Origin of the sequence: Paenibacillus harenae DSM 16969 (assembly GCF_000422465.1) — a bacterium.
Classification (GTDB): domain Bacteria; phylum Bacillota; class Bacilli; order Paenibacillales; family Paenibacillaceae; genus Pristimantibacillus; species Pristimantibacillus harenae.
Window position 1 is genome coordinate 1718502 of record NZ_KE383842.1, and the last position, 25498, is coordinate 1743999.

The window sequence follows — 25498 nt, forward strand, 5'->3', positions numbered from 1 at the left end:
ACCCCTCCATTTCATACCTATCTAGCTGGTACGGTAATAAAGCTTCTCTGTAAGGATTTGGCCGTTTGAAAAATACTGCTGCTCAGGCTTTGCGTCAAATGCTCTTGCTCGCTATGTAGAAAGAAATGATCGCCTTCGAACATTTTCAAATCAACGTCATTAGAGGTATGTTCTTTCCACGCAGCCAACGATTCGAAACTGACCCCATGGTCATCCATTCCGCCGTAAGCGGTTATCGGGCAATGGATTGGCTCGTCAACCGCGTATGAATACGTTTCGCAAACCTCAAAGTCTGCCCTCAGTCGCGGCATTAGAAGATCCATTAGCTCATTATTTTGCAGTACGGCATCCGGAGTGCCGTTTAAGAGCCTTAATTCATTCTTAAGTTCGTTATCCGGGAGTAAGTGAAGCTTCGTATTTCGATGGATGAGATGAGGAGCGGATCGACCTGAAACGAATAGATGGTCGGGGGTTCTCTTATTTTTTCTGATTAATTGGCGGGCTGTTTCGAAAGCTAACAGCGCTCCCATGCTATGACCGAATAATGCAAAAGGCATGTTAAGCAGTGGTTGGATTTCTTCGGTAATCGCTAGTACAAGTTGGTCCAGAGAATGGATTGGAGCCTCTAAGCCTCTGCTTTCTCTTCCTGGCAGTTGAACCGCACAAACCTCGATTTCCTTTGGAAAAAACTTATGCCAATCGCGATAAACGCTTGCCCCCCCGCCTGCGTAAGGAAAACAAAATAGCCGCAGCTTTGCGTGTGAATTAACATTTGCAGGAACAAACCAAGAATGAAGCTTATTTGCCATTATTCCACCCCTTCATTCGTTCATGAAATTTAAACCTTTATTTCTAAATTAACCTATGATTGTAATCTGAATATTATCATTAAGATAAATTTTTAATAATAAATTTAATAAATTAATAATACTTTTACACCATACTTTTACATATATAATAAAAATGTTCGCAGCAAAAAGAAGACCTGAAAAAGGCAAAATTTTACCTGATCAGATTTAAAAGTATTATAAAAGGAGACCGTAACGCCTGTTTTACCAAAATGAAGCATGCTCCATTGTAATGATCCTCTCCGGAAATACTGCTCTCACACTGCAAACTGCCAGCTTGTAGGAGACATCGATATCGTACTGCTTGAAATAACAGGCGCTTCGTCCGTTTTCAATAAAAAGCTCAGCGGATGAGCGGCTCATATTTATCGAAAATGAGTTTAACGGAATCGAAAGTCCTCTGCCGTCTGCTTTAATATAGCTTTCCTTCATCGTCCATATTTCGAAGAAATAGGGAAGGCGCTGCTCTGCAGGCATCGACATCAGCTGCACGCACTCCTGTTTTGAAAAAAACTGGTGCGCGATTTGTAAATCGATTGGTATAATCCGTTCCACATCAATGCCTACAGGCCGGATGTCAATGGCGCAGACGATCCATTCCCCGGAATGTGAAACATTGAAATAGAGCGATTCTCTCCATCCGATAACATGAGGTTTACCGTATTTATTCTCGGCAAATCGAATGTCAAAGACTGACATACCCGTATGCCTTGCGATTGCCTCCCTTGCAAGTCTCTCCCCGATTAAGCTTCTCGCAGCGTCTTCGTATTTGACGAAACGCTGCGCTTTTTTTTGTCTTTCCAGGGATGATTCATTTAACAAACGATTAAACACAGCCGGACTCATTTTCTCCTTCATTTGGACAGCAAAGATTTGAAGCATTCTTTCAAGCCTCCATCTGTTCGTCCATAACCGGCTCGTCATTCATGATGGCTTGCGTCCATCTGTCGATATGATAGTCCGACATCATTTTGCCATTGAGCCGATTGCGGTGCGGGCTTCGCGCAACCCGCAGCGACTGCTTGGAACGATGCAGCACCATTCTGACTGATCCGACTGAACACTGCAGTTCATCGGCTATATTCTGATACGAATAATGAAACACTTCCGATAGCAGCAGCATGATAACTTCATGCTCGGCCAAATGCTCGGATATCCATTCTACAAGCCCTCTTACTGCCGCATAATTCAGATCTGTATAAGGCTGCTTGGCAGCCGCTTCTATAGGTACGATCCTTATACGGCGTCTGCGAAGCTGATCAATCCACAGGTTCCGGGCAATTTTGTTAAGCAGCGTTAACGGATGCTGGAATGCGCCGACTTTCCGGTAATACTGATAAGCCTTAATCAGCACGTCCTGTGCCAGATCGTCCGCATCCCATTTGGAACTGGCCAGATAAAGACAATGAATATGTACTTTCTTCATATGCGGCTCAATAAATCGTTCAAATTCCTCTGAATGATCCATCCGGCATTCCTCCCACGGCCTTTCTACGTTCGATTGTCCGAATTTTTATTCGTATCTTAGCGCTTCGATCGGCTGCAGCTTGGCTGCTTTATTCGCCGGATAATAACCAAAGAAGATGCCGACGGTTGCAGAAAAGCCGAATGCCAGCACAATAGCCCAGAAGGAAACAACGCTAGGCAAGTCCATGACTAAAGAAACACCTGCTCCTACTAGTAACCCTAGCAATGCGCCAGTCATTCCGCCTAGAAAGGAAAGGATGACCGACTCGATTAAGAACTGAAGCTTAATTGCGCCGGGTGTAGCCCCGATCGCTTTGCGTATTCCGATCTCGCGCGTTCGCTCCGTTACGGATACGAGCATAATATTCATGATTCCGATCCCGCCTACCAGTAGAGATATGGCTGCGATTGAGCCGATGACGACCTGAAGAATACCGAAGACGCTGGAAACCATATCCTGCGCTTCTTTCCCCGATTGCGAGGTGAAATGCTCCGGTTCGGCATTATGTCTGAGAGCGAGCCATTCCTTCATTTCCAACATCAGATCATCCATTTGTTCGGGCGTTTCCGATACGATTTCCAATGAACTGATATACCGGCCTGCGCTTGAGTCCGGCATCGACTCGATCGGCGCATATACGCTATAAGCCGTACCTCCTATATCGCCTAACAAGCTCTTTTGCGGCTTATATACGCCTACAATTTGAAAAGTTCCTCCCGACAGCTTTACCTTTCGGTTCAAGGCACGTTCGGCTGACCCGTAAACTTTCTCGGCATAATCCGCTTCTACGACGAGTACCTTCTGCTTCGTGCGCTGCTCTTGCGCGTTGAAAAAGCGTCCGGCCACCATATCGATTTTTTGCATTTTCACCATATCGAAGGTTGTAGCCAACAGGTTAAGCTGCAGTTTCTCGGTTCCTCGCATTTCCGACATTTGAAAGCTGCTGCTGGTAGAAGCATATTTGACGCCGTCGACTTTACGCGCCTCGTTCAAATCTCTTAATGTGATGTTGGCATTGGAATTTGCTTCACCGGCTGTTTTAAAAACAACGAAATAACCTTCGCTAAAATTCGATAATTCATTAATAACAGAAGCTTGCCCCGCCTGCCCGATCGAAACGACCGTTACTACCGCCATGACGCCGAAGACGATCCCGATCATCGTAAGCAACGAACGCATTTTGTTGACTCTCAAATTGTCCAGCGCCACCAGGATGCTTTCCCACATACTCATATAGCGGCACATCCTTTTCGTGTTTCTCTCAGAAGCTTTCCGTCTCCAAACCAGAGGACACGCTCCGCATGCGCCGCAATATCAGGCTCATGCGTGACAAGAATGATGGTCGTGCCTTCTTGATGAATATTTTTGAACAGCTCCATGACTTCCTCCGACGATTTGGAGTCCAGATTGCCGGTAGGCTCATCAGCAAGTAAGATCGGAGCATCCATGGTCAAGGCCCGGGCAATGGCAACCCGCTGCCGCTGACCTCCAGACAGCTCAGTAGGCTTATGTTTGACTCGACCGCCCAAGCCTACCTTTTCGAGCAGCTCCAGTGCCCTCTGCGTACGCTTGATCCGGTTTAAACCTCCATACATCATCGGAAGCTCCACGTTATGAAGAACCGTTTGTCTTCCGAGCAAATTAAAGCTTTGAAACACAAAGCCGATTTTGCGGTTGCGAACGGAGGAGAGCCGAACCTCATCCAGCGCATGTACCTCCTCGCCGTCCAGAACGTATTTGCCCGATGTAGGCACATCCAGACAGCCGATGATATTCATTAAAGTTGATTTCCCTGAGCCCGATGATCCCATAATGGCAACGAATTCGCCGCGTTCGATCGTCAAATTAACAGAGGCTAGAGCCTCAACCTCAAGAGGCCCGTTCCGGTATACTTTTCGAATGTCTTGGAGTGTAATCATTGGACAACCACCTTGCTGCCGTCTGCAAGCAATTCCACGTCTTTAAGGACAATCTTATCCCCCAATCCTACGCCGGAAATAACCTCGTAATACTCGTCATTTTCTTTCCCCGTTTGAATTTCAACCTTCACTGCTTTATCCTGCTCAACCTTATATACGTAAGATTTCCCTTCGCTTTGCACGACAGCTTCGAGCGGAACAACTACCCTTTCTTGATCGGGAATCGCCAGTTCTACATTGACATTGTAGCCGGGGCGAAGCTCGGGACCGATACGCTGTAACGCTATGGTTGTAGCCACGTAGGCATCCTTATAGGCAGGGTCCGTCACAACGGCAGTTGCTGCCATCTTGGATACCTTGCCCTCATAAACCTCTTCGAATGATTCTCCGCTGATGGACACAGGCATGCCGAGCTTTACTTTACCGGCTTCAATTTCATTAATATCGGCAACGACCTGATAGGCCGAAAAATCCGAAACCTTCAAAATAGGCATGCCTTCGTTTATCAATTGCCCGCTGTTCACAGACAACTCCGTGACGGTTCCATCCGCATTAGCCTTGATCTCATCCTTATTCATTTTTTTCTCCAGTGCTTGGATTCTAATATTATGGCTTTTGATCCGAAGATCGAATTGCTCTAAATTCAAGGGCTCAACTACCGCATCCGGATTCTCGACCTGCTGCTGCCTGAACTTCTCGAAATGCTCCTTCTTCGCGGCCAGTCTCTCCTCTTGCGTGATTTCCAAACTAACATGCTCTTCTGCCAAAGTTTGCGCGACGCTGTCCATATTCAGCGTAATTAAAACCTGCCCCTTCTTGATTTTGTCTCCTTCCTTCACTTTCAGCTCTTTGATTAACCCATTCGTATCCGAATACAATGAGGTAGTCTCTTTTGTTTCCAGTTTTCCGTTCACATATATTTTTTCCGCCATTGATTGTTGAGTGACTTCCCCTAATACGACCGTTACAGGCTGATTCATAGCGATAAAAGAGAAAATGCTTATACCGGCAATAACAAGGCATAGAATAATGATCCAAATCCACTTTTTCATTGCATCCACCTTTTCTTTGTGTAAGTAAGCATGATCAAACGGGTATCCTTCCAAGCGGCTTCCTGTCCATACTCTTCCAGTTCTCAATCGAGATCATAACACAAACTTTTATTGGCAAACCTATACTTATTGTAAATTTTTCTATTTCTGGTTTGCAGGTCATAGTCGATAATTCTAATGTCCTAGATCCGATTTTTCTCAGGACTATGATTAAGGAAAAAAGTCCTTGTATGTTTTATAGGACTCTGAGGGCTTTATTTATAAAAACGAAATATTAAGAAACAAAAAAAACGTACTGGCTGCAAGCAGCTTAGTACGTTTTTCGTTTTTTTCATCTTGAACCAAATTTGCTATGAATGCTATCATTTTATAAATTTTGGAGTGAAATTAACAATATATTCAAATCAAGTTAATATCATTCAAATTATTAACGTCTATGATCTCTATGAAGTTCAACTATAAGGAGGAGAATAATGAATTTGAAAAAAGTGTCGTCACTGCTGTTCACGCTCATTCTCGCATTAAGTGTATGGGTTGCCCCGATTCAAGCTGCCGGAATAACGGCTCCGAACGTCAGCAGCGTTTCCGGAGCATGGGGCAAAGGAACAGATCCTGCCGCGATCAATCCGAATAAACCGGTCATCTTGTTCGTTCACGGCCTAAAAGGAAGCGCATCCACATGGTATCAGGACAATGATATGTACCAGTATGCTTACAATAACGGCTATCAGACCGCATTTATCAACCTGTATGATATTACCGGCACCTCCCAGAACATGTGGACAAATGGTAAGCTTCTGGCAGCGAAAATCAAGGAGATCAGCAATCATTTTGGTAAAAAGCTCGTTATTGTCGCTCATAGTAAAGGCGGCGTCGACACGCAAACCGCACTCGTTCACTACAATGCTTATCCATACGTCTCCAACGTCATTACACTAGGCAGTCCGCATAACGGCTCACAGCTGGCAGATTTGGCTTACAGCAGCTGGGCGAGCTGGCTTTCCGCCTTGATCGGTTATCAAAATCCGGGTACCTACTCCATGCAAACCTCCTACATGCAATATTTCCGATCCGTTACGAATAATCATGCGAATGTCGGAAAGAACAAATTTTACACCTTCGCCGGCAACGATTATGAATCCGGCAGCACCGCGCAGCTGTTTGGCGGATTATTCTTGTCCAACTATGATGCGAATGACGGCGTTGTGACTGTCAGCAGCGCTCATCTGCCGAACGGGACAATGGTCAAGATCGGAGAGTGGAATCATACAAGCGTGAAGACAGGCGCTAATATGTTTTCTTTGATTAAGCCATATCTGGTACTGCAATCAGGAATCTCCGCTTATAATCTTGATGAAGTCGCTGCCGGGAAGGAGCAGTTTGTACAGACGCTGGCTCCAAAACGGGAGCAGCAGAACCAAACCTTCATTCGCGGCGGCCAATTTGACGGAAAAGCAGCAGAAGCCTTCACGGTTGAAAATAATGTAGACTCCGTCACGATTGACTGGATCGGCAACAAAAATCTCGATAGCCTGGACATTATCGGCCCTGATGGGTCCAGTCAAAATATAAACGTATCTTCAGTTGCCGATGACGGCTTGCTAAACGGAGCTTGGCATCATACGGCAACGATATCAAAACCGGCAGCAGGCGAATGGACAGCGTCGGCGGCTAGCAGCGGAACCAGCGCTTACCTGCTGACGATCTCCTATGATACGAATGGCAAGAGAGCTGCAAAGCTTAATAAAGCTCGGGATAACAAGAAGCTGAAGCTTGAAGTTGACGGCCTGAAGGATGAGAAGACAACCGTCCGATATCAGGTTGACTTTGTTAACGGAAATGACGATAAGTCCGGCAAATATCAGCGTAAGCAAAATCAATCCAAGCGTGTAAAGCAGCAGGAGTCTCTATTAACGGATGAGATTGACATTCCTGCCTCCGAAGGCAGCGGTGTCTATACCGTTACGGCAGAGATTGAAGGCGAGACAGATGAAGGCTTCAAATACCGCCGTACTCTCGTAAAATCAGTGTATATCGATGAGAATGGCAATACGTATGCGCCATAATTAATCCGTTCGAATTCTTATTGTAGCCGTTGTAACTCTGCTTCACTATATCCAGTGCAGACGATTCGCCTTAAACGCTCCACTGCGGTTATAATGCCTCTAAAAAAGACAGGCATCTGATTAGACGCCTGTCTTATTTTCATACACATTTTTGAATAAAAACATTTATTCAACATAACACCCAAGGGATTTTGAAACCATTCCAATTGCAAAATAGCGACGGCCACCCCGCGCATTTTCCGCCTCAATTACACTTACTGTAACCGCAATTGCTGCACTGCTTGCAGCCTTCAATGTTAATCAGCGTCGCGGAGCCGCAGGAAGGGCAAAGATCCCTTGAGGTTATCTCGACTTTATCATGGCCCGCAGCTGACGCGGAAGCTTCAACCGTATATCCCGAATCCTGGGCCACAGCAGCCGTTTCATAAGAAGCCGCCTGCTCGTTTCCGCTTTCCATATGAATCTCAAGCGATTTCGCGACTGCGTCCGCAATCGACTCGACCCGGTTTACGCCGAAGCCGATCGCTCCCGAGCCGCCGATGCCCTTCAAATGCTTGATGAGCAGATTCACCTTGTTGCCGTGATCGCCGTAACGAAGGAACAACGAGCATACCCGGCCTAACGCCTCGGCCATTGCGAATACGTCGGAGCCTGCCTTGCCAACGTTCAGGAAAATCTCGCCTGGCGTTCCGTTCAAATCGTTGATCGTAATATATGCCATGCCAAACGGCGTATTCACCTTGTAGGTCGCCCCTCTTAGCACCTGAGGACGACGTTTGTACTGTTTATCAAGCACCTGGTCGGATGTAATGGAAGGAACAGCCGGCATTACGCGGGCTTCTGCATAAGAAGCGTCGCTTGCCGCTGCCGGCAAAGCTTCCGCTTCCTTCTCTTCAGTCTTCTCCGCAGACTTCTCTTCCGCTTCCTCATCCTTCTTCGTTGACAGCACCTGCACATCGCGGCTGCCGTCCCGATAGATCGTAACGCCTTTGCAGCCAAGTTCGAAGGCAAGCTCATACAGCCGCTTCGTATCCTCAACCGTGAAGTCGGACGGAGCATTCGCCGTTTTCGAGATCGAGCTGTCGACCCACCGTTGAATGGCCGCTTGTACCCGGATGTGATCCTCCGCCGACAAGGTCATCGACGTGACGAAATAGTCGGGAAGCTCCTCTCCCGGATGGGCATCCTTCCATGCTTGAGCAATCGGCACATACTGCTTATCGAAGCCAAGACGGCTTTGACGGAAATATTCGAACGCGAAATACGGCTCGATGCCTGTTGAAGTTCCGACCATCGTCCCCGTGCTTCCGGTCGGCGCCTGCGTAATGACAGTCACATTGCGTATGCCGTTCTTGGCCACGGCCTCTCCGATCTCCGGAAATTCGGCGATCATATGCTTCATAAAGCCGCTTTGCACGTATTTCTCCGCGTCGAATGCAAGGAACGAGCCCTTTTCTGCCGCAATTTCCGTCGATGCCATATACGATTCGCGGGCCATGAACCCGTACAGCTTATCCAGAAATTCCAACGATTCCGGACTGCCGTATCGGACGCCAAGTTTGATCATCAGCTCTGCAAGTCCCATCGTTCCAAGCCCGATGCGGCGCTCCAGCTTCTGGTTGCGTTCGTTTTCTTCAAAATGATACGGCGTCTTATCGATAACGTTATCCAGGAAACGAACCGACCATCGCGTTATTTTAGCCAGCTCTTCCCAAGCGACGTCATGCTTCTCTTCATCATAGAATTTCGATAAATTAACTGCCGACAGGTTGCACACGCCCCAACCCGGAAGTCCTTGTTCACCGCACGGATTCGTACTGATGATCGGGTTAAAATACCAGGAGTTCGACATTTGATTATAATATTCCATGAAAACGACGCCGGGCTCGGCGGATTTCCAGGCCGATTCAATGATCGTGTGCCAGACGTCCCGCGCGCGCACGGTTTTGTAGTGATTTACCTTCTTGCCGAGACGGCGCCACTCCGCCAGATCTCCCGTCCATAACTCGTCGTAGCCTTCTTCCTTCGTATCCGGGAAAACAAGCTCCCACTCAAGGTCTTCCTTCACCGCCTTCATGAAGGCATTGCTGACGCATACGGATAAGTTGGCATTCGTCACTTGTCCCATCGTTTGTTTCACCGTAATGAAATCAAGCACGTCGGGATGCCAGTCGTTAATCATCAGCATCAAGGCGCCGCGTCGGCTTCCGCCCTGTTCAATCAGCCCTGTCGTATAGCTGAACAATCCGCCCCAGGATACCGCGCCGCTGGATGAACCGTTCACGCCGGCTACAATGGAACGATGGGGTCTCAGGGAGGATAGGTTCATCCCTACGCCGCCGCCCCGCGCCATAATCTCCGTCATCTCCGACAGCGTCTGCATAATGCCGCCCCGGCTATCTTTCGGTGAAGGGATGACATAGCAGTTGAACAGCGTCAACTCCTCGCTGGCGCCGGCTCCCGCCGCGATTCTGCCGCCGGGCACGAGCTTCCAGTCGTCCAAAATATATCTGAATTTAGCCTGCCATTCCTTCCGCTTCTCCTCGGTGCTCTCGACCGACGCCATGGCTCCCGCCAGACGGTCCCACATTTCTTCAGGCGTCTTCTCGATCGTAAGCGTAAGCTTCTCTATGCCGGACTCGACGAGATCGCCGTTTTGCAGCCGTACCGTGACTTTGCCGCCTTCCCGGGCGACAACTTCGCCGACTTCCTTTGCCGGAAACTTAGGATCGTCCTTCGTCAGCACGAGAACGACGTCTCCTGCCTTCGTCTCGTTCGTATCCGCATTTTTCCATGCGTACCTGTCCAAAAAAATCTTTTCGCTAAGCCCTTCAAGCCGCTTGCCCCGTGTCGATACCATATTCCTCACCGATTCCTCCTCTATATCCGCTGCGGCCCAAGCCTTACCACTACAGCTAAAACTTAGTCCGAATAACAAGATATTGTGTAGCCATTTCATTTTAACACACTAGATATAGATTTTCATCCTTCGTTATGGCTGAAATTAACAATCCATTCCTCCTACGCTCTTTCTCTCACTCATATGCTTGTCCTTTCTCTTTTTTTTGCCGGTCTTCTTATTAATATTGAATGAAAAGGCAATACTGATGACATCATATTCCCCTTAGCGCGGAAGGAGCTGTTACATAATGTCACAATCAACGAAGCCGCAGGCTGCCTCAACCGAGACCGGCACAGCCATCTTCACACGCAAGCTGCATCCGCTTATTGATTTGCAATGTGACCGAACATGGTTTGAAGAGCTGCAAAATCGACTGGCTCGAGGCGGTCCATGGGATGATTGGACGTTATACCAGCTGACGATGGAGGCCGAGCAGGCGAAGCGGATCGAGAGCTTCGAGCAGCTGCTGTGCCTGCGGTCGCTGCCGGCTTTCGAGCCGATGCCGCATCAGATCAGCACCGCGCGCAAAGTTGTCCATGAAATGGGCGGACGCGCGATTCTAGCGGATGAGGTCGGCCTCGGCAAGACGATAGAAGCCGGACTCGTGTTGAAAGAATATATCGTTCGCGGATTGGCTAAACGCGTCCTGATCCTTGTTCCCGCTTCCCTCGTGCTCCAATGGGTGAGAGAGCTGAATCAGAAGTTCGGTATCCCCGCCGTGGCCCAGAAGAAAGAGCATACATGGGGCTACGACGTCGTCGTGGCATCGATCGACACGGCCAAGCGGGATCCTCATCGCGAGCTGGTGCTGGGCACGGATTACGATCTGATCATCATCGACGAGGCTCATAAGCTGAAGAATAAGAAGACAACCAACTACCAGTTTGCCAATCTTCTTCGCAAAAAGTATTGTTTGCTGCTAACGGCTACCCCTATTCAAAATGATCTCGACGAGCTGTACAACCTGATCACGCTGCTCAAGCCCGGACAGCTCGGCGGACAAAGCGAATTCGCCGCTAATTTTGTCGTGGACAAACGGCTTCCGAAAAACGAAGATCAGCTTCAGGAGGCGCTCTCGACCATCATGATCCGCAACCGGCGCGGAGACGGAGGCATTCATTTTACGAGACGATTCGTGAAAAATGTGCCGCTCGCATTATCCGATGAAGAGAAAGCGCTCTACGATGCGGTAACCGGCTTCGTCAAGGAACGTTATGAGGAAAGCGGCGGCGACTTATCGAGCATGCTCTCCCTCGTTACGCTCCAGAGAGAGGTGTGCAGCAGCCGGGACGCCGTATTCCTGACGCTCGTTAACTTGTTTAAGAAGACAGCCGAGGACTCTCCCGTTCGGCCGAAAATATGGGAGCTCGTCGACAAAATAAAACAGATTAAAGCGAATACGAAAGCCGAGAAGGCCATGGAGCTCGTCAAGCAATTCAATGACGAGAAGGTCATTATCTTCACCGAATACCGGGCGACGCAGGAATATTTGCTGCAGTTTTTCCGGGAGAAAAATATGATAGCCGTCCCCTACCGCGGCGGCATGAACCGAGGCAAGAAGGATTGGATGATGGATCTCTTCCGGGGACGCGCGCAGGTGCTAATTGCGACAGAGGCGGGCGGCGAAGGCATAAATCTGCAGTTCTGCCACCATATGATCAACTTTGACCTGCCGTGGAATCCGATGCGGGTAGAGCAGCGGATCGGCCGGGTGCACCGTCTCGGCCAGACGGAGGATGTGAAAATTTACAATCTCTGTACCATCGGTACGATCGAAGAGCATATCGTTAATTTGCTGCATGAGAAAATCAACCTGTTCGAGCTCGTCATCGGGGAGCTGGATCATATCCTGGAACGCTTCGAGAGCGGCGGCGGCAGCCTCGAACAGAAGCTGGCCAAGGTTCTTCTGGAAGCCGGCAGCGACACGGTTTTGAAGGAGCAGCTCAATCAGCTCGGCTCTTCGCTGAGCCAGATCCGCTCTGAAGTCCAAACCGGGCTGAATCCGTACGCGGCCGCCGCTCCCGATCTGCTCGTTAATCTGGATAAACTGGGAGAAGACGTGGAGGCGAGACCTTGAACGAGAAGCAGGTACACAAGTTTGTAAACCGTTATTTGGAAGCCACAGAATGTAAAATACTGGAGAAGTCGCCGGCGCATTTTACCGTTAAGCTGTCGCCGCATGCGGACCGGGAGCTTACGAACCGTCCTTACTATTGGAGCTTTGTCGACCGGGTCGGCGCGGAGCCGGAAACGATGACCTACCTGTTCGTCACCGACAAACAGAAATATGACACCGCCGAGGAGGAGAAAGCCAGCCGGCTGTCCCCCCCGCAGCAGGATACCGAGGCTGCGCAGGACGCCGCAGCGAATGCGGCGCTCGGGCGTTCGCTCGGCTTTATTCACGGCAGTCTGGCCGCACCCGCCCGCGTGCCGCGCGAGGATTTGTATTTCGGCGCACGAAAGCTGGAACAGCTGTTCAATGCAGCTAAAGCGAAAGGCGGTTTCGTATTTCTGTTTCAGGAGCCGGATAAGCGCAGCGGCAATCCGTTCAGTTCTACGCCTTATACCGCATGGCTCGGAGTGAATATGCGAGTCGAGTTCGCTTGCGACCGAAAGCGCGAAGAAATCCATTGCTTCGGCGTTTCTCTGGCTACGGGACATTGTGTGGAGCATTTTTATGACCGGCTGCTCATGCATAAGCTTACGCCTCGGCTGCCTGCCAATATCCATGTCACGAAAAACGGGATCACCTACAACAAAGCGCTCGGAATTGCGGAGCAGACGCTTGAGCGCAAGCTCCGCGCCTACGATTACGGCTGGGCTGAGGAAGCCTCGGCCAGACTTCAGGAAGAGCTGGACCGGATCGGCAGCTATTATGAGCCCCTTATCCAGAATGCGCTGGAGGAAAACAGACCGGCCATTGAAGAGCAATTCAACCAGCGCAAGGACGAAATCCGCTGGCAATACGAGCCTCGCGTGACCGCTTCCGCCATTAACTGCGGGATCTTTCATTTGGAGGGCATAGATTGACGTTAATATGACGATTTCTCCGGCGATACGCCAAAAAAAGGCGGTCTAATGACCGCCATTGCGTGACAGGAAGCAACAGTCTTCTTACGGCTTGTCCTTTACAATAGAAACGAGGTGATCAATGATGCGAAAAAAGTTCATCAAGCTGACAGCAGCTTGCGTTTTGACCGCACTAGTATTATATACCGGCGGAATCCAGCAGCAGTCTGCGGCGGCATCGGCATATGCTCTGGCAACGGCTTCCCGCCAGCCGCTGCAGAAGCAGGTTCAGCATTTTGTAGACGAGCTGGCGATGCAGCCGCATTTCGCCAAATGGAAGCAGGCGTCGCTTGAAATCACTCCCATTGGCCCCGGAATGCATGGCTGGCTTGTTCTGGTCAAGCAAAAAAGGGAAACCGTCGGTTATTTAATCGTGCATGCAACCGAAGAAGGCGGATATCGGCTGGGCGAGTACGGCACCGGCAGTCACCCGCTGTTCGATGAGCAAACCTTGGCGATCTCGCTCAAGCAGCTGGAGCTCCTGCAGCCTCCCGGTCAAACGGAACGCTTGTACGTTCACCCGCTGCTTGCAGCCTGGAATATAACGGAGAATCAAAATAACTATATAACGGATGCGGCAAGCGGCGAGCTTCTGCCCGTACAGCCGGAGGAATGGCTGGCCGCCGCCGCGGAAGCAGCAAACCTTCAGGCGGGTTCAATACAAGCGCCTGACGACGCCAAACTCATTAAACATTTAACGCTGCCGTCATTTAACCCCTACGCCAAGCTGCCCTGGTTAACGAAGGCTCCTCTTGCCTTGCATGCCGGCAGCTATTCGACGCTATTCGCCAAAATCAACAATAAAGAACAGCTTCGCTACACGGCCGAGCTGTTCGATGGTCAAATGCTGTATGTGTGGTCCGTAGCCGGCTATAATAAATGGGACTCAGGACATATCTATATCGCTCTGGAAGCAAGCGAGGACGGCTCGGAACGCCGGTATATCCCGCTGACGCTTCTTGCCGGGCTCGGGCATTTTTACCGTTGACGATGAATGATTCCTCTCCACCATAACATGATGCTCATCGGTCCCCAACCGAACCAACGCGTCAGCCAAGGGTCTCTGAGCGCTCTGGCTGACGTTCTTATTTGTTTACGCTCTTCCTTCGGCGTATCGATATAAGTCAGGAGCTGCTCCGCAACATACTTTACGTACTCATCGCCTTTAATCGTAGCCATCATTCTCACCCGCCTTTACTTTTTATCAGGATATGATAAGTTTGCCCCGGCCGAATCGAATGTAAACATGTATGAGTTTTCCTCCAAACAGCCACGCTACACATAAACCAAATTAGAGCTGGAGGAAAAATAGCGATGCTTCGTAAAATCATTATCGGACTTTCCGCGTTATGCGCAGCTGCCGTCTTCGGTTCTGCCGCGGCAGTCGGAGCACATACGCCCCGGCCGAATGCTGCTTCTAACCAGGATTGGGCGCTTCCCTCCGCAGCTGTCATTATCGATGCCGGACATGGCGGAATCGACGGCGGGGCATCTGCGGCAAATATTCTGGAGAAAGACATTAATCTCGCAATCGCCAAAAAATTATATTTGCTGCTTCAAAGCCAGGGAATATCCGCGGTATTAAACCGGACAGGGGATTACGCGCTTAGCGAAGAGAACCGTTGGCATATGACAAGCTCGAGACACCGCAAAGACTTATCGCAGCGCCGGCAGCTGACCGAGGAAATCAACAGCGGTCTGCTCGTCAGCCTGCATGTCAATTGGTCAAAGAGCAGCTTGCAGCGCGGGCCGCTCGTGCTTCATCAGAAAAGCGGAGAAAGCGCGCTGCTCGCCTTCTGCATCCAGGATATGCTGAATCGGCAGCAGAATACGGCTTACCTGCCCCGGGAAGGAAAGCCGTATTATTTGCTCAATCGCATTCATCAGCCGACTGTTATCGTCGAAATGGGCTTCATCAGCAGCAGTCGCGACCGGGATATGCTGACCAACCCGCGCCGCCAGACCGAAATTGCTGCGGCCATCGCCTCAGGAATTAGGCAGTATAAATGGATCGCTCATTGAGCTCGGAATGAGCTCCGTAAGCTTGACGAATTGCATGTTTTGCCGCATGCCGGGGATAGACCGCATGAGGACCGACGCGGTCTTTCTACCCGACGGACCGACATGGCCGATGGTCACACAGCTTATGTGCGATTCCAAATGCTTGCGCAGCGCCTGGATTTGCTTGGATATATGCTGAACCGTGTATATATCATCAAGAAAAACGTCATTGGATACGATACGGACATTCAGCTCCTTGGCCATTTTCGGCACAACCGTCTTATAGGTTGTCCGGCTGTCCAAGAAGAACAATCCCCGCTCCTTGCAGACCTCCAGAACGATTCGCATCACCCGTTCGTCTGCCGTTACTTTAGAGCCCATATGATTGTTCATGCCGATCGCGTAAGGCACATCCTCTATCGCGTCCTCGACGCGTTTCCGGATTTCCGCATCCGGCAAATCGGTCGTCAACGCACCGGGTCCAAGCCATCTCCGAAGCCCTTTCACCGGCTCCATCGGCATATGGACGATAACGTCATGTCCAAGCCGGTGCGCTTCTTCCGCATCCCGCTTGGTCGTCGGCATAAACGGCATAATCGCTGCCGTAAACTTTACAGGCAGCTTCATCATTTCTTCCGTGCCTTCCATTCCGTTGCCGAAGTCATCGATGACAATCGCAACGGCACGCCGTTCTTGCGCGTTCTGCGCGTCGCCTTCTTGCATAGGCTGCCCGGGATGCGAGCTCACGAGGGCAAGGTTTGCCGCGCTGCCAACCGCAATAATGGCTGCGACTAATACAGCCCTTGCCGCCGTGCCAAAAATCACGCGTTTTTTTGTGCTGCGGCTTTCCGGAAAGCCGTTGCCGATGCTGCGACCCGTTTGCTTAGCGATCATCGATGCACGCCCCTCTTTTTTACTCTCATTGTTTGTGGAGGCGCTCTAAAATATGCTGAATATTTAAACTTATCGAGAAATGTTGACTTCAGATACGGCAGCGTGCTATCCTAAGGAACGTCATTTCTTTCATGCGGTCGTGGCGGAATTGGCAGACGCGCTAGATTCAGGTTCTAGTGGTGTAACAGCCGTGGAGGTTCGAGTCCTCTCGACCGCACCAATATCTAACAAAAACAAAGGTTTTGGACAGCTTAAACAAGAAGCTGGTCAAGGCTTTTTTTATTTTCAGACGTAAGCCTGTCATTTTTCACAAAACAAAGAAGGCCCCATGCGGGACCTGGATTAAATCTTACTTTTAACATCCGACGCAATTTGCTCGAGCGTGATCTGGGACAGCTTATCCTCCATCGCCTTCCGGGCTTGCTCGAAAGCCGATTCGATGCTGGATTGAATGTTGCGGCCGACCGGGCAGTCGGGATTTGGCTTCTCGTGAACGGCAAACAGCTCATCCTGCCCGTTATGATGAACGGCGCAATAGATATCGTATAAGGTTATTTCGCTCGAAGGCCGCGTTATAACGGCGCCAGCCACCCCGGCGCTAGTAGCGACAAGACCGGCTTTGTTCAGCATTCCCATAATTCTGCGGATAACGACGGGATTCGTATTGACACTGCCCGCGATAAAGTCAGATGTCAGCCTCGCCGCTTTATTCGTATCTAGTAACGTCATCATGTGGACTGCTACTGCAAACCGATTGCTCGTCATCGCGGCCACCGCCTTTCTTGTTATCCAGACCGGACAACGAAATGTATGTAAGCATTATAGTTACACGCGGCTTACATAGTCAAACGTTTAACCGCGGAAAATGCAGAAAAGCAAAGCTTTAACTCATAAATAAAAAAAGCTTGACTCTTTGAATCTGAAAATGATATGATATTATCTGTTGACACACAATTTGCGGTCGTGGCGGAATTGGCAGACGCGCTAGATTCAGGTTCTAGTGGTGTAACAGCCGTGGAGGTTCGAGTCCTCTCGACCGCACCAACTCTTACAATTAATAGGCTCGTAATTGCTCTCGCAGGCAGATTACGAGCTTTTTTATTATGTTCGGAGGGATCCGGTGAAGCACATCATTTTCCAAGCAATAAGAAAACCCGGAAAAACCTTGATTCTACAAGGATCTTCCCGGGTGGTGACCTTAGGGTTCTAATTAAAAAACTGCGGGCGTTCCCCGGACGCCGGCATGTAAGCATACATCCGGCTCAGCTTGACGACGCGGCGGTTCGGACGGCGTATGACAACCGTGGACTCGTCCCATGCAACGACGATTCCAACCACGTCATTAGCCTCCATTGCATCCCGTACTACCCTGACGGTCTCGCCGCTTATACGGAATTGATCCAATTGCTCTTCGCTTACCACTCGTATGACCTCCGGCTTCCAAGCTTATTCCTATTTTGAAAAACCCCAATGCTTGCTTGCGCAATACATTGAGGTTCGATTCCAGATCCGTTGCCTTGTCATATGCGATTCATTAACCCGCGTGCTCTTTCGCATCGTTGGTTTCATACCACTCATCCAGCACACGCGAGGACATGACTCGCTTGCCGATATATTCGACTTGACGGTCGGTGAATTGCTCGCTCCATTCGATCGACAGCTCGTCACAAAGCTTCACGATTGTTAGCAGCTCAGACCAGGCAACATAACGTTTATACCAAAAAAATTGCGGATGTTCGATCATATAAGGATACAAATCGTCAAATTCTGTATGTTTGCAATCCAGCGCGCGTTCGAAATGAATCTTCGCGTCGTTAAGCTTTGCATACAAAAACTCTGCGGACATTTCCCCCATAACTTGTGCCTCCCCTCGATCACTTCTGTTCCATTATAAGCGATAATGCCGATTGGGAAAAGAGCATTTGTACTGGAACATCTTACTCAAATTTGATTTCGCCGTTCTGAAGCGAAGAAATTCGTACAAGCGGCTCGACCCGAATGCCCTGCTCCCGTAGCGTTCTGCCGCCTGCCTGGAACGACTTTTCGACCACGATTCCCAGGCCCGCGAGCTCGGCGCCGGAGCGTTCGATAATCTTGATAAGCCCTCGCGCGGCATCGCCGTTCGCGATGATATCGTCAATGAAAAGCACGCGGTCTTCTTCCGTCAGAAACTGCTTCGACACCATAATATCGGTAACCATGCCTTTCGTGAAGGAAGGAACCCGCTCGCAATAAGAATCCGGATCGGCGATGAGCGTTTTCTTTCTGCGGGCGAACACGAGCGGCACGCCCAGCACAAGCGCCGTGGCGAAGGCCGCCGGAATACCCGAGGATTCAACCGTAATGACCTTCGTAATTTTCTCTTCCGCGAAGCGTTTCGCAAACTCCTGTCCCATTTCCATCGTCAGGGCGGGATCGACCTGGTGGTTGATCAAAGCATCCATTCGCAGCACGTCGCTCGACAATACCGATGCTTCTTCCAATATGCGTTTTTTTAAACTTTCCATCTCTCATACCTCCGCCAAAATCCTTTTCGTTAACGTACCACAGGTCAGGCGACAAGCGCAACCTTATTGAAGCGTTCCAACAAACCCATTGTAAATATGAGACGATTTTTAGGAATATTTTCAAAATCATTGTAAAAAAGAGCAACTTTACTCCTGTAAAAAACGTCTATAAGAATAAGGATATTGAACGCCAGGAGAACGCGTTTTCCAAATAGAATGAAAAGGGGTGCGGATGATGGTCCATTCCGGAAAAGAAACTTCAAAGACTGCCCTGATCGCTGCGACTTCAATGCTGCTCGTGCTGCTCGCAGGCTGTCAGAGCCATACAACGGCTCCTCAGGATTCCTATATCGGCCAGAATGAAATCGGCAGCGAGCAGTCGGATCCTGCGCCGGACAGCCCTCAGAAAACGTATTCGGAGCAAGAAGGCGTCATTCCGGCTACCGGTGAGCCCAATACGAATCCCGTCGATACGACCAGCGATACAAGCACGGAGACATCAACTTTACATAAGGCAGCGGCGGACAATGCCGTCACAACCGGGAGCGAAGATGAAGACTGGGACGCCGCACGTCCGACGTTGTACGGCATTGCGATTGGCGACGGCAAAGCGAAGATTAAAGAACGGTTCGGCAATGAGATTGACAGCTATATGCTGGATGAAGAATCGGACAAGATTGAGGTTTTGGAATATGAAGGCTTCGCCGTCGGCATTAACGGCAGCGATACCGTGCAGTATGTGGAAATTTATGAGGATCATATTTCTGCGGGCCTCAACGGCTTACAGATCGGAGACCAACCCGAAGCGGCGATTCGGCTGCTCGGCAAGCCCGAGAAGCAAACGACATATTTGCTGACATATGAAGCCGATGGAGCCTTGCTCAAGCTGGATCTCGATCCCGCACGGAACAAAATCATTTCCATCAAGCTCCTCTTCGTCGATTGACGGAGCCATACGAATAGCCGAGGCAGGCGCCGGGAATAATTCCGGCGCATGGTCCCGGCTTTTTTCATGTCTGATGGGCAGCCGGTCTTCCGGTTCTTAATTTTGAAAAAAGTCATGCCTGTCCTGTTTTGGACATACCTTTCTAATAAGGAAGCGTCATGGAACGGAGGACGGAAGACGATGTGGAAACGTTTTGGAAAGGTGCTGCAAATAGCGGCAACGTATATGGGTACGGTCGTTGGCGCCGGCTTTGCCACCGGCCAGGAAATATTGCAGTTTTTTACCCGATTCGGCAATTGGGGCACGGTTACCATTGTACTGGCTACGGCGATGTTCGTATGGCTGGGAACAAAAATGATGCTGATCGCAAGCGAAATACGCGCCAAATCCTACGAGGATCTGAACAAGGCGCTGTTCGGCGAGAAATATGGAAGATGGATCAGCCATTTCATGCTCGTCATCCTGTTAGGCGTAACCGCGGTTATGCTCGCCGGGGCGGGCACGATCTTCTACGAGCATTGGAATATCTCGTACCAGTCGGGCCTGCTTATCACGGTCGGAGCTTGTTACTTCCTGCTTCGCAAAGGCTTGAATGCCATTCTGACGGTGAACGCCATCGTCGTGCCTGTCATGCTTTTCTTCACCGTACTTATTATATTGAATACGTTCCAAACGCCTGAGGCCGACAGATTCCTGACGATGACCAGCGATCATTCCATCTTTGCCACCTGGGCATCCCCGTTTCTGTATACCGCCTTCAATCTGTCCCTGGCGCAAGCGGTGCTTGTCCCGCTGGGTTCCGAGGTCAAGGACCGAAAGACCATCATTGCCGGCTCGTGGGTCGGCGGGATCGGGATCGGCTTTATGCTGCTGGCCGGTCATATCGCATTATCCGTCCATATGCCCGGCATTCAGCAGTTCGCCATCCCGATGGGCGGCATAGCCCGCGAGTTGGGCCACTACGTCCAATTCATTTATATTTTTATTATTTTCGCGGAAATCTTCACGACCCTGATCGCCAATATCTATGGACTCACCCTTCAGCTTCACGAACGTTTGAAATGGTCGAGCAGCCTCATCGTCCTTCTGATCCTTGCCGTCTGCTACATTGCAAGTCAAATCGGCTTCGGCTTGCTGCTGTCTACGCTCTATCCGCTGTTCGGCATGATCAGCTTCGGCTGGCTCTTTCTGATCATTCGGAAGAAGGTATCCGCCAAATAAAATGGACTTGCCGGTTGCAAAGGAAAATCTATATTTGAACGAATGCCGCGCCTTCGCAATGCGCCAGCAGCGCGTCGCGAATATGCTTATGGCAAGTCATCATAATGATCTGCCTCTCCTTCGAAAGCTCCGCTGCCAGTCTGGCAGACGCTTGTAGACGCCCGCCGTCGAAATTGACGAACACATCATCAAGCAGCAGCGGCAGCTTCACGGATTGAGAGGCCTCCTCCGCGAGCGCAAAGCGCATCGCCAGATAGACCAGCTCCGCCGTTCCCCTGCTCAGCATCGCGCTGTCGATGATCTTGCGGTCCCCCGTTTCCAATCGGATGCCCGGTTCTCCCGGCGCGGCCAGTACTCTGATATATTTGCCGTCGGTTAATCCGGCAATCAGACGGGATGCGCTCTTCAACACGATGGGCTGGCGTTCTTCCTCATAAATCCGCTTCGTTCTGCGAATTAATGCGGCGCTAACCGCCAAGACGGCATATCGCTCCGCATCGGCTTTCAACCGCGCGACCGTCATCTCCTTCCGGTCGAGCAGCCTGCGCTGTTCCTCTTCCTTCAACAGATGCTCCATCGATTGCCTGAGCCTTCCCCGCTGCTCCAGCTGTTCGCGCTTCCTGTCCTCGAGCCGTTCAAGCTCCGCCTGCGCCTGTGCCTGCAGCCATTGGAGCTGCTCTTCGTCATTGTCCGCGAACAGCTCCTCGAGCTCCGCGATCCGCCCGTCAGACATGCCCGCCGTTATTTCCAGCTCCAGCTTCGACAGCTCCAAATCAAGCAGGTCCAGCTGCTGCCGGTGCCCTAGCGCCGTCTGGTGTTGCGATTCCGATTCCATGCCGGCAGCATCCAGCTCGGCTTGCACGGCTGCCGCGAGCACCCGCAGCCGCGCTTCCGCCGCTTGCATGGCGAGCGTGATCTCGGCACGGCGGGCTTCTATACCGTGCGCCTCCTGTTTGGCTGCTGCATGGCGGCGCGTCTCGGCCTGCAGCAGCCGCAGCGCGAGCGCGGGATCGGCCGCGAGCTGGCGGTCCGCTTCCTCGAACCGCCCGCACAGCGCAGCCGCTTGCTCGCCGAAAGCGGCGATTTGCTTGCGGACGGCGGCCAGCTTCGCCGTCATCCGGTCGTATTGGTGCAGCCGCTGCAAAGCTTGCCCGGCCAGCTCGAACGCTTCGAGCGCGGCTGCCGGCGACATCGTCTCCGGCAGCGAGCGGCCTGCAAGCCAGCCGGCCCATTGCCGGGCGGCGGCTTGTCCCTCTTGCGCGGCGGCGGCGGCGGCCTCGCTGCGCTCCCGCACGAGCGCGCGCAGCCGATCGAGCCGGCGAGCCAGCTCGCCGCGGCTGCTCTCGAGGCGATCGGCCGTCTGCATCGCCTCGAGCTGCTTTTCTACTGCGGCGCGCAGCTGCGTGCGCGCCTGTTCGGCAGCGAGCAGATGCTCTGCCGAGTCATGGTGCTTCGCGGCGAGCAGTGCCGCCGCCGCTTCCGCGGGCTCGCGCACGATCGCCTCGAGCGCGCGGCGCACGCGCTGCTCGCTCTCGTGCATCGCCGCACGACCGGCGATGCGCTCCCCGCCGGCCGCGTATGCGCCGCCGCGCGCCGCCCGCCCGCCGCCGCTTGCCGCACGCGCGGCGGAACTGCCTCCGCTGCGCCTGCGCGCCAACGCAGCGGCTGCAAGCGCAAGCGCGGCGACCGCCAGCGCCAGCGCAGCCAGGCCGGCTCCGCCGGCCGCTTTGCCCGCGGCAGCGCCGCTAAGCGCAGCCGCGCCGAGCGCCAGCGCGGCACCGCCTGCGCCGGCTGCCGCAGCCCACAGCGGGCCGGCTCCGCCCCGGCCCGCACCTGCCGCTCCGCTGCCGGCCTTCCCGCCGTCAGCAGCCGATGCAGCGCGCACCCGTTCGAGCTCCCACTCGCGGAGCGCGGCGTCGAGGGCGTTCCACGCCCCCTTCAGCGCCTCCTGCGTGCCCGGCACAACCGCGAACCCGCCTGCGGCCGCTTGACCGCGGAGCGCAGATTCGCGCCTGACGGCCGCTTCGGCTTCGTCCAGAGCGGCCTCCGCCTCCCGCTCTTGCTGCCGCAGCGAAACAAGCTCCGCGGCGAACCGCTCCTCTGCCCGCGCCCGATCCGCCTCCCGCTGCCTTTCGGTTCGGACATAATCCCGGTCGGCGACCGTCACCTGCAGCTCGCGCAGCTGCCGCTCCGTCCATTCCGGCGCGATGCTGCCCACCAGACGGGCAACCGCTTCGTCATGCTCGCGCAGCTCGGCTTCCAGCTCCGCTTCGTCAAGCTGCAGCTTGCGAACGCTCTCAGCCTTCTGCAGCAGCGCTTCCGTCTCGTCAGCCAGCTGAATGAGCTCATCATCGTAATGAACGGCTTCGAGCTGCAGCTCGAGCAGCAAAGCCTTCTGCCTGCACTGTTCCGCTTCCTCCCGGGCCGCTTCCCTCTGCCTTTGCAGCTCCTCCCAGCGCTTGGCCGCTTGCGCGGACAGCCGGGAAGAGTAGGAAACCGTCTGACGCTCAAGAAGCAGCTGCCGCTTGCGTATCCACAGCGGTCTGACGTTACAAGCCTTTTGCAGCAGCTTATGCCTGGCTGCCTTAAGCGGCAGTTCCACTTCCAATCGCCGCAGGGACAGCTCGATCTGATCCGATTCGTACGATAATTCATTGAAGGCGCCTATCGCGTCGGCCCGCTGCCGCAGCTCCCCTTCTATCTGCTCGAGCGACTTGAGCTGCTGATTGATTTGCTGGTTCGACCCCCGCGGCTTAAATAACGTCTCCATTTCCAGCATCAGTTTTTTCTCTGCGGCCGCAACCGACTTGCCGCTGTCCCATCCGGCCTGGTAGAGATAGCGGCTCAGCTCGTCCCCGGACAGCGCGCCGATCTCCTGCAGCTCCGACAGGGTGATCGCGAACAATTGGCGATAAAGCCTTTCGGTGATTCCGCCTAAATAACGTTTCTCCCATTCCTCTTGCGTCAATAACGCGCCCTGGTCAAGTCCGCCCGTTCCGGATGTCTCCGCCTCCGCGCTGTCCGCTGCCAGTCCGCGAAGCCTCAGCTTCCCGGTGCCCTCTGCCGAATAACGCTCAAGCACATAGTTCTCTCCCGCTTGATCGCCAAAAAACAACCGCCCTCCATGCTTGCCGCCATTAACCGGATCCTGGCGTTCGACGGCTTGTCCGCGCTTTGCGAAGCCGTACAGCATGGAGCGGATAAAGCCGAATATCGTGCTTTTCCCCGCTTCATTCGGACCATAAACAACGATGAGCGAAGCATCCAGCGGAATTTGCTTCGCGTGCAGCTGCCCGAACCCGTCAATATCAGCTTTTATCAGCTTCATCGCTTTCCCCCCCGATCATCCCGAGCGACAGCTCGTTCGCCTGCTCCAGCCATCGAGCCGGCAGCCCGTCGAATTCCTCGCGCAGGATACGCCCAAGCTTCGCGTGTTGGATAAGCGGGCTGACCGCCTCCTTGGCAAACTCACGCCATAACGCCTCGTCCGCTTTGAGACCGGCGCTTAATCGGTAAAGCTCTCCCGCAAAGCTATCCTCCTCTTCCAACGTTTCCCAGGAGATGGCTGCGCCTGTTTGAACCGTAAGATCATAGACGAACACCCAAGGCTCGTTCTCGCTAGAAGCCTGCTGCAGCTGCTCCAGCAGCGTCCGAACGATTATCGGGTCCGACAGCTGCCGATGCAGCGGTCCTCTTCCCGTCAAACGCAGGCGAAGCATGACCGAACGTCCTTCTGCCGCCTCCGCCAGCTGTTCCGCTGCCGACATCAGCTGCTGCAGCAGCTCCTGTTCCGAGCCTGCCGTTTCGATGGACGCGGCATGCGAAAGCCAGCGCACCGTATCGAGCGGCGCGAAGGTCAGCTTCAGCGAGCGGGAGGCGGTCACATCGACGATATAGCAGCCTTTTGCCCCGGTTTCCCGGGGATTCCTTCCCTGCGTATTGCCGGAATAAACGACATGGGGATACTCATGCAGCACCCGGCGGCTGTGGATGTGGCCAAGCGCCCAATAATCGAAGCCTTTGCCGCCGGCCAGCTCCTCAATCGAGCATGGCGCATAAGGATCATGCATTCCGTCACCGTCTACATTGCCGTGCAGCAGGGCGATGTGGAACGGTCCTTCCGGCTGAGTCCGGTAAGCGGCCGCCATATTTTCCGTCACGATCCGCGTACCGTACGATCTTCCGTAAACAAAAGCAGCCAGCTCGCCGCTTCTGCGGTAAGCCGGCTTGCATTCCATCTGGTCCGAGCCAAAAACATATACGTTTTGCGGCAGCTTAACATCCGCCCGGGCGCCGTTCAGCGGGTCATGATTCCCGTGAATGACAAATACCGCAACACCATGCGCCTCCAGCCTCTCCCATTCCCTGACGAGCAGCAGCTGCGCCTTCAGGGAACGGTCGGCCTCGTCGAATAAATCGCCGGACAGTACGATAAAATCCGCCTGTCCGCGAATCGCCGTATCGGTCAATTGCCGCAGGGCAGCGAAGGTTGATTCGGCCAGCAGCGATCGGACCGGATCAGGAGCCTTCGCCAGTCCCTTGAATGGACTGTCCAGGTGCAAGTCCGCAGCATGTATGAATCGAAAAGGTACCGTCATCTCGTCC

Annotated in this window: 22 protein-coding genes and 2 tRNA genes; 9 read left to right on the forward strand and 15 right to left on the reverse strand. The window is 52.4% G+C overall.

What is annotated here, in order from left to right; translation table 11 throughout:
* Nucleotides 1-17: 17 nt before the first annotated feature.
* From H581_RS34440 to H581_RS0118305, 6 genes are all read right to left on the reverse strand, one after another.
* Nucleotides 18-809, reverse strand: coding sequence for a thioesterase II family protein (locus H581_RS34440; RefSeq protein WP_051250932.1), 792 nt, complete (start codon nucleotides 807-809; stop codon nucleotides 18-20).
* A gap of 243 nt (nucleotides 810-1052) precedes the next feature.
* The gene (locus tag H581_RS0118285) at nucleotides 1053-1730 is read right to left on the reverse strand and encodes a 4'-phosphopantetheinyl transferase family protein (protein ID WP_028611283.1); all 678 of its coding nucleotides are present in this window, start codon (nucleotides 1728-1730) and stop codon (nucleotides 1053-1055) included.
* A gap of 4 nt (nucleotides 1731-1734) precedes the next feature.
* The gene (locus tag H581_RS0118290) at nucleotides 1735-2316 is read right to left on the reverse strand and encodes an RNA polymerase sigma factor (protein ID WP_028611284.1); all 582 of its coding nucleotides are present in this window, start codon (nucleotides 2314-2316) and stop codon (nucleotides 1735-1737) included.
* 45 nt (nucleotides 2317-2361) lie between these two features.
* Nucleotides 2362-3549 carry an ABC transporter permease gene (locus tag H581_RS0118295; protein WP_028611285.1) on the reverse strand — a complete coding sequence of 396 codons (1188 nt, stop codon included), beginning with the start codon at nucleotides 3547-3549 and terminating at the stop codon, nucleotides 2362-2364.
* Complete coding sequence (locus tag H581_RS0118300) at nucleotides 3546-4235, reverse strand: ABC transporter ATP-binding protein (protein WP_028611286.1); 690 nt, start codon at nucleotides 4233-4235, stop codon at nucleotides 3546-3548. The genes H581_RS0118295 and H581_RS0118300 overlap by 4 nt, the downstream gene beginning before the upstream one ends.
* The gene (locus H581_RS0118305) at nucleotides 4232-5287 is read right to left on the reverse strand and encodes an efflux RND transporter periplasmic adaptor subunit (protein ID WP_036719286.1); all 1056 of its coding nucleotides are present in this window, start codon (nucleotides 5285-5287) and stop codon (nucleotides 4232-4234) included. The genes H581_RS0118300 and H581_RS0118305 overlap by 4 nt, the downstream gene beginning before the upstream one ends.
* A gap of 473 nt (nucleotides 5288-5760) precedes the next feature.
* Between H581_RS0118305 and H581_RS0118310 the strand changes: the two genes are divergently transcribed.
* Nucleotides 5761-7353, forward strand: coding sequence for an esterase/lipase family protein (locus H581_RS0118310; protein WP_051250936.1), 1593 nt, complete (start codon nucleotides 5761-5763; stop codon nucleotides 7351-7353).
* 244 nt (nucleotides 7354-7597) lie between these two features.
* Here the strand turns inward: H581_RS0118310 and H581_RS0118315 are convergent, their stop codons facing one another.
* Nucleotides 7598-10213, reverse strand: coding sequence for an adenosylcobalamin-dependent ribonucleoside-diphosphate reductase (locus H581_RS0118315; RefSeq protein WP_028611289.1), 2616 nt, complete (start codon nucleotides 10211-10213; stop codon nucleotides 7598-7600).
* Nucleotides 10214-10502: 289 nt separating this feature from the next.
* Between H581_RS0118315 and H581_RS0118320 the strand changes: the two genes are divergently transcribed.
* From H581_RS0118320 to H581_RS36530, 3 genes are all read left to right on the forward strand, one after another.
* Nucleotides 10503-12332 (forward strand): DEAD/DEAH box helicase, encoded by a 1830-nt coding sequence (locus tag H581_RS0118320; RefSeq protein WP_028611290.1) that lies wholly within the window; start codon nucleotides 10503-10505, stop codon nucleotides 12330-12332.
* Nucleotides 12329-13285, forward strand: coding sequence for a YqhG family protein (locus H581_RS0118325; RefSeq protein ID WP_028611291.1), 957 nt, complete (start codon nucleotides 12329-12331; stop codon nucleotides 13283-13285). The genes H581_RS0118320 and H581_RS0118325 overlap by 4 nt, the downstream gene beginning before the upstream one ends.
* A 121-nt stretch (nucleotides 13286-13406) precedes the next feature.
* On the forward strand, nucleotides 13407-14312 hold the full coding sequence (locus tag H581_RS36530) for a hypothetical protein (protein WP_156889604.1): 906 nt from the start codon (nucleotides 13407-13409) through the stop codon (nucleotides 14310-14312).
* Here H581_RS36530 and H581_RS0118335 read toward each other — a convergent pair.
* Complete coding sequence (locus tag H581_RS0118335; RefSeq protein WP_245600060.1) at nucleotides 14303-14506, reverse strand: YqzE family protein; 204 nt, start codon at nucleotides 14504-14506, stop codon at nucleotides 14303-14305. The two genes, H581_RS36530 and H581_RS0118335, sit on opposite strands and share 10 nt — an antisense overlap.
* 132 nt (nucleotides 14507-14638) lie before the next feature.
* Between H581_RS0118335 and H581_RS0118340 the strand changes: the two genes are divergently transcribed.
* Nucleotides 14639-15346, forward strand: a complete 708-nt coding sequence (locus tag H581_RS0118340; protein WP_028611293.1) for an N-acetylmuramoyl-L-alanine amidase family protein — start codon at nucleotides 14639-14641, stop codon at nucleotides 15344-15346.
* Here H581_RS0118340 and H581_RS34450 read toward each other — a convergent pair.
* Entirely contained in the window at nucleotides 15311-16219 is a 909-nt protein-coding gene (locus tag H581_RS34450) for a divergent polysaccharide deacetylase family protein (RefSeq protein ID WP_084134616.1), read from the reverse strand. The two genes, H581_RS0118340 and H581_RS34450, sit on opposite strands and share 36 nt — an antisense overlap.
* A gap of 133 nt (nucleotides 16220-16352) precedes the next feature.
* On the opposite strand from H581_RS34450, the gene H581_RS0118350 reads away from it, so the two are divergent.
* Nucleotides 16353-16439: transfer RNA gene (locus H581_RS0118350), tRNA-Leu, on the forward strand.
* A 122-nt stretch (nucleotides 16440-16561) separates the two neighbouring features.
* On the opposite strand, the gene H581_RS0118355 is transcribed toward H581_RS0118350, so the two are convergent.
* A complete protein-coding gene (locus tag H581_RS0118355) occupies nucleotides 16562-16984 on the reverse strand; it encodes an Rrf2 family transcriptional regulator (RefSeq protein ID WP_028611294.1) in 423 nt (140 codons plus the stop codon).
* A gap of 192 nt (nucleotides 16985-17176) precedes the next feature.
* Here H581_RS0118355 and H581_RS0118360 point away from each other — a divergent pair.
* Nucleotides 17177-17263: transfer RNA gene (locus H581_RS0118360), tRNA-Leu, on the forward strand.
* Nucleotides 17264-17425: 162 nt separating this feature from the next.
* On the opposite strand, the gene H581_RS0118365 is transcribed toward H581_RS0118360, so the two are convergent.
* The 3 genes from H581_RS0118365 to H581_RS0118375 all read right to left on the reverse strand — a co-directional run bounded on the left by H581_RS0118365 (nucleotide 17426) and on the right by H581_RS0118375 (nucleotide 18726).
* Nucleotides 17426-17641 carry a hypothetical protein gene (locus H581_RS0118365; RefSeq protein ID WP_028611295.1) on the reverse strand — a complete coding sequence of 72 codons (216 nt, stop codon included), beginning with the start codon at nucleotides 17639-17641 and terminating at the stop codon, nucleotides 17426-17428.
* A gap of 112 nt (nucleotides 17642-17753) precedes the next feature.
* Nucleotides 17754-18074: a hypothetical protein gene (locus H581_RS0118370; RefSeq protein WP_028611296.1), complete on the reverse strand. Its 321-nt coding sequence runs from the start codon at nucleotides 18072-18074 to the stop codon at nucleotides 17754-17756.
* 82 nt (nucleotides 18075-18156) lie between these two features.
* Complete coding sequence (locus H581_RS0118375) at nucleotides 18157-18726, reverse strand: xanthine phosphoribosyltransferase (protein WP_028611297.1); 570 nt, start codon at nucleotides 18724-18726, stop codon at nucleotides 18157-18159.
* 232 nt (nucleotides 18727-18958) lie between these two features.
* Here H581_RS0118375 and H581_RS36535 point away from each other — a divergent pair, with 232 nt between their 5' ends.
* A complete protein-coding gene (locus H581_RS36535) occupies nucleotides 18959-19672 on the forward strand; it encodes a hypothetical protein (RefSeq protein WP_051250940.1) in 714 nt (237 codons plus the stop codon).
* A 180-nt stretch (nucleotides 19673-19852) separates the two neighbouring features.
* Complete coding sequence (locus H581_RS0118385) at nucleotides 19853-20893, forward strand: YkvI family membrane protein (protein ID WP_028611298.1); 1041 nt, start codon at nucleotides 19853-19855, stop codon at nucleotides 20891-20893.
* A gap of 28 nt (nucleotides 20894-20921) precedes the next feature.
* Here the strand turns inward: H581_RS0118385 and H581_RS0118390 are convergent, their stop codons facing one another.
* Nucleotides 20922-24221, reverse strand: a complete 3300-nt coding sequence (locus H581_RS0118390) for an AAA family ATPase (RefSeq protein WP_028611299.1) — start codon at nucleotides 24219-24221, stop codon at nucleotides 20922-20924.
* Complete coding sequence (locus H581_RS0118395; RefSeq protein ID WP_028611300.1) at nucleotides 24202-25491, reverse strand: metallophosphoesterase family protein; 1290 nt, start codon at nucleotides 25489-25491, stop codon at nucleotides 24202-24204. The genes H581_RS0118390 and H581_RS0118395 overlap by 20 nt, the downstream gene beginning before the upstream one ends.
* Between the last annotated feature and the right edge of the window lie 7 nt (nucleotides 25492-25498).